This is a genomic window from Streptomyces sp. NPDC058662, assembly GCF_042716255.1.
Classification (GTDB): domain Bacteria; phylum Actinomycetota; class Actinomycetes; order Streptomycetales; family Streptomycetaceae; genus Streptomyces.
The window spans coordinates 1-3,541 of sequence record NZ_JBHXRU010000200.1 but is presented as its reverse complement, the minus strand read 5'-3'; the positions used below and the strand labels follow the sequence as shown (position 1 = coordinate 3,541).

At 72.8% G+C, this 3,541-nt stretch carries 4 protein-coding genes; 2 read left to right on the top strand and 2 right to left on the bottom strand.

The window, feature by feature from the left end; translation table 11 throughout:
- Nucleotides 1-26: 26 nt before the first annotated feature.
- Nucleotides 27-263, bottom strand: coding sequence for a hypothetical protein (locus tag ACFWUQ_RS31325; RefSeq protein ID WP_384544787.1), 237 nt, complete (start codon nt 261-263; stop codon nt 27-29).
- Nucleotides 260-850, bottom strand: a complete 591-nt coding sequence (locus ACFWUQ_RS31320) for an RNA polymerase sigma factor (protein WP_384544785.1) — start codon at nt 848-850, stop codon at nt 260-262. The genes ACFWUQ_RS31325 and ACFWUQ_RS31320 overlap by 4 nt, the downstream gene beginning before the upstream one ends.
- 729 nt (nt 851-1,579) lie before the next feature.
- On the opposite strand from ACFWUQ_RS31320, the gene ACFWUQ_RS31315 reads away from it, so the two are divergent.
- Both ACFWUQ_RS31315 and ACFWUQ_RS31310 read left to right on the top strand, forming a co-directional pair.
- Nucleotides 1,580-1,957: a hypothetical protein gene (locus ACFWUQ_RS31315; RefSeq protein WP_384544783.1), complete on the top strand. Its 378-nt coding sequence runs from the start codon at nt 1,580-1,582 to the stop codon at nt 1,955-1,957.
- 139 nt (nt 1,958-2,096) lie between these two features.
- Nucleotides 2,097-3,335 (top strand): DUF418 domain-containing protein, encoded by a 1,239-nt coding sequence (locus ACFWUQ_RS31310; protein WP_384544781.1) that lies wholly within the window; start codon nt 2,097-2,099, stop codon nt 3,333-3,335.
- The last annotated feature ends 206 nt before the right edge of the window (nt 3,336-3,541 follow it).

Sequence of the window (3,541 nt, the reverse complement as noted above, 5' to 3'; positions counted from 1 at the left end):
GGGCCGGGGGGTGTGGTTTTTGTTTACTACCACCCCCGGGGCCCGGCCCCCGGCCGGGGGGCGGGCGGCTCGCCGGCACCGGCGCCGGGGTCGGCGGATGCGGCCGAGGAGCGGGCGCGGTCGGCGACGATTCGGCGGGCGATACGGCGCCGGGCGGCGCCCTCGTCGTAGCCCGCGTACTCCTCCACCAGCACCTGCGCGTCCGCCAGCGCCGCGTCCAGTTCGCACAGCGCCATGTCGCGATCGCGGGTCATGTCGCTCACTGGTCCTTCTCCTCTCCGGGGATCCAGTCCACCCCGAGCTTTCGGGACAGGGTTCGGCGCGCGCCCCGGATGTGCGAGCGGACCGTGGCGGGGGCGATGCCCATCATCCGGGCGACGGTGTCGCAGTCGTTGCCGAGCACGAAGCTCAGCAGCACCACGTCGTACTGCTTCTCCGAGGGGAGTTCCGCGATCGCCGCGTACAGGCCCAGCTTCGACTCCTGGAGCTCCATGCGCTCGCGCGAGGATCGGCGCAGCGCGGCGAACCAGGCTGTCTCGACCATGGCGACCTGCCGTCCGAGGACGGCGAGCCTGCGCTCGACGTGCTCGCGGAGCACGGTCCAGGCGAAGGAGTGCAGGCTCGCCTCGCGCAGGGCGTGGGTCCACACCTTCAGCAGGAAGGTGAAGACGTCGTCGACGACGTCCTCGGCGTCCTTCGCGTTGCCCAGTTGGAGGTGGGCGTAGCGGAGGTAACTCCTGTGCTGCTGGGAGTGGAAGGCGGTGTAGTCGACGGGCAGGACGCCCGCCAGTTCGCTGGAGACCGCCCGGTCCCCGGACGGGTCGAACTCCTCGTTCATGTACTCCCCCACGGCTGCTCGTCCGCGCCCATGGGGGCGGGTGCTTCTCGCCGGAACACCCTGGCCGTGCCAGGGGTCAAGACCCTCGTCGGGGTGGCGCCGCTTATCAGCGCAGGGGCAACGATCTCGACGACATGGACGACATTCACTTCGGCGGGGAACCTTCCAGGGGCGTGGGGATGTGCGGTCTGCCGGCCTGCCCGCCGAGGACCCCCCGGGTCGTGGCGGGTGTCCCTTCTCGTACGAGGCGGGGCCGGCGGTCCTGGAGTGCGCCAAGCACCCCAGAACTCCACCCCATCGAAAAACACCCCCGATCGTGCAAGGGGGTTGCCGGAAACTTTCCGGAGGAAGCGCATCCGGTTCCACGCGCGCCCCTTCACCCCCACGCACGCCCCTGGCGTACGCCCCCTCTCCGCCGAGCCGGTCCGGCCGGCATGGACCCGTCACGCGGCGGCAGGCGGCGCCGCCTGGGTGTCCGTACTCATCTTCGGCGGGAGTGTCCGGATCAGGACAGCCGGGACCGCCAACGCCGAGCCGTTGCCGTCCATGGGGTTCCCAGGGCCCGGCCGCGGAGAAGCAGGGGGCCGTGACTCCGTCCGCCCGCCGGCGGCAGGTGGCCTCGGCGGCGGTTCAGGGGTGGGGATGTGTCCATCATGACAGGTCAGAGGGTGTTTTCGTAGGACCAAGGGCACATCCGTTTGCCCTTGTTCGGGTACCCCTGCGGCTTTCAGAATCACCGTCATGAATCACATGGCGAACATCAATCACGACGCGGTGCTGCGGGCCCGGGTGGCCCTTCTCGGATCGCAGACGCTGCCGATCGCGCAGCAGGTGGCCGCCTACCGCGTACTCGCCCGGGTGAGCCCGTTGGCGTACCTGCCCCTGCTGACGGTGGCTCTGCGCGACTACAGCCGACAGGAGTTCGCCCATCTGCCGGAGATCGCGCTGGCTCTGCGGTCCGAGTCCGTCGCTGCCGCCCGCCTCATGTACGGGCTGGAGCCCGGGCGGGCGCAGCTCCTTGTCGGTGCGCTGGTCAGGTACAGGGAGCAGTTGGTCCTGCTGGGGCGGGAGGCCGAGCTCGATGGAGTGGACGAGGAGATAGCCGCCGTCGGCCGGTAAGCCCCAACGGAGCGCGGGGCCCGCGAGGTCGGCGGGTCCCGCCGCGCCGCCGCCGCGTACCGGGCGGGGCCCGCGGCCGTCCCGCGCGCGGTGTCAACTACGCTGGCCGGCGCCGTATGACAACCACCTGGGGGATGCAGTGTCCGTACCGGCAGCGCGAGTGCCGCAGGCCCGGCCCCCGCGAATATCGGAGGTCGACGCCCTGCGGGGCTTCGCGCTCCTGGGCATCCTGCTGGTCAACGCGCTGATGATGGCGAGCCCTTACGCGCTGGGCACCATCCGGGACCCGGGCGCCTCGACGCTGGACCGCGCCGTCGAGGGGCTCGTGCAGACCGTCGTGGTCGGCAAGTTCTACCTGATGTTCTCGTTCCTCTTCGGCTACAGCTTCACGCTCCAGCTGGACTCGGCGGAGCGCGAGGGCGCGCGGCCCGTGCCCAGGCTGCTGCGCCGCTCCCTCGGGCTGCTGGTCCTGGGCGTCCTGCACGCCGTCCTGCTGTTCACCGGCGACATCCTGATGGCGTACGCCGTGCTCGGCCTCGTCCTGGTCGCCGCGCGCGACTGCTCCCCGCGCACGGCGCGGCGGGCGGCCCTGATCGTGTTCGGCTGCGTCAGCGCGTTCATGCTGCTTCTCGGCGTCCTGTCCCTGCTCATGTCGGACGCGGAGGCGGCGGCGCTGGACGCCGAACTCGCCGCCGGTTTCCCCCAACTGGTCTCCGACTACCGGGGCGACGCCGCGTCCGTCGTCCGGGCCAACCTGGACCAGCTGCCCGACGCGCTCCTCGCCATCCCCGTGATGGGCGGATTCGTCGTGGCGGCCTTCCTGGCCGGCCTGTACGGCGGCAAGTCCCGCCTCCTCACCGCGACGGCCGGCCGTCGAGCCCGCACGCGTCGCGTCCTGCTGCTCGGTGTCGCGGCCGGTCTGCCCGGCGCCGTGTTCGCGGGCCTGGCGGCCACCGGTCCGCTCGGGCCGCGGTGGGCGATCCTCGGGCACGCGGTGGGGACGGTCAGCGCGGCCGCCCTGACCGCCGCGTACGTGTGCGGGATGCTGCTGCTCATGGCCTCCGCACGCGGGGCGCGGGTGACGGCCCTCCTCGCGCCCGCCGGCCGGATGGCCCTGACGAACTACCTGGGCCAGTCCCTGGTCATGGCCCTCGTCTTCACCGGCTACGGGCTCGCGCTCTACGACCGCCTCAGTCCCGCCGTCGTCGTACTCGGCGCCCTGGCGCTGTACGCGGCGCAGCTCGCGCTCAGTACGTACCTGATGGCGCGGTACCGGTACGGCCCGGTGGAGTGGCTGCTCCGGGCCGTCACCCTGGCACGCCTCCCCCGCGACCGGGTCGCCCCGGTCCCGGACGAGGAGGTACGCGGCGCCGCCTGACCGGCCCGACCGGGCCGGGCACGTGCGCGGGCGCCGGGGCACGGGGGCGGGCGCCGGGGCACGGGCGCCGGCACGGCGCCGGGCGCGGGCTCCCGGCCCGGGCTCCGGGCGCGGGCTCCGGGCGCGGGCTCCGGGCGCGGGCTCCGGGCGCGGGCTCCGGGCGCAGTCTCAAAATCACAACTCACAGACCACGAGGCCGATAGGAA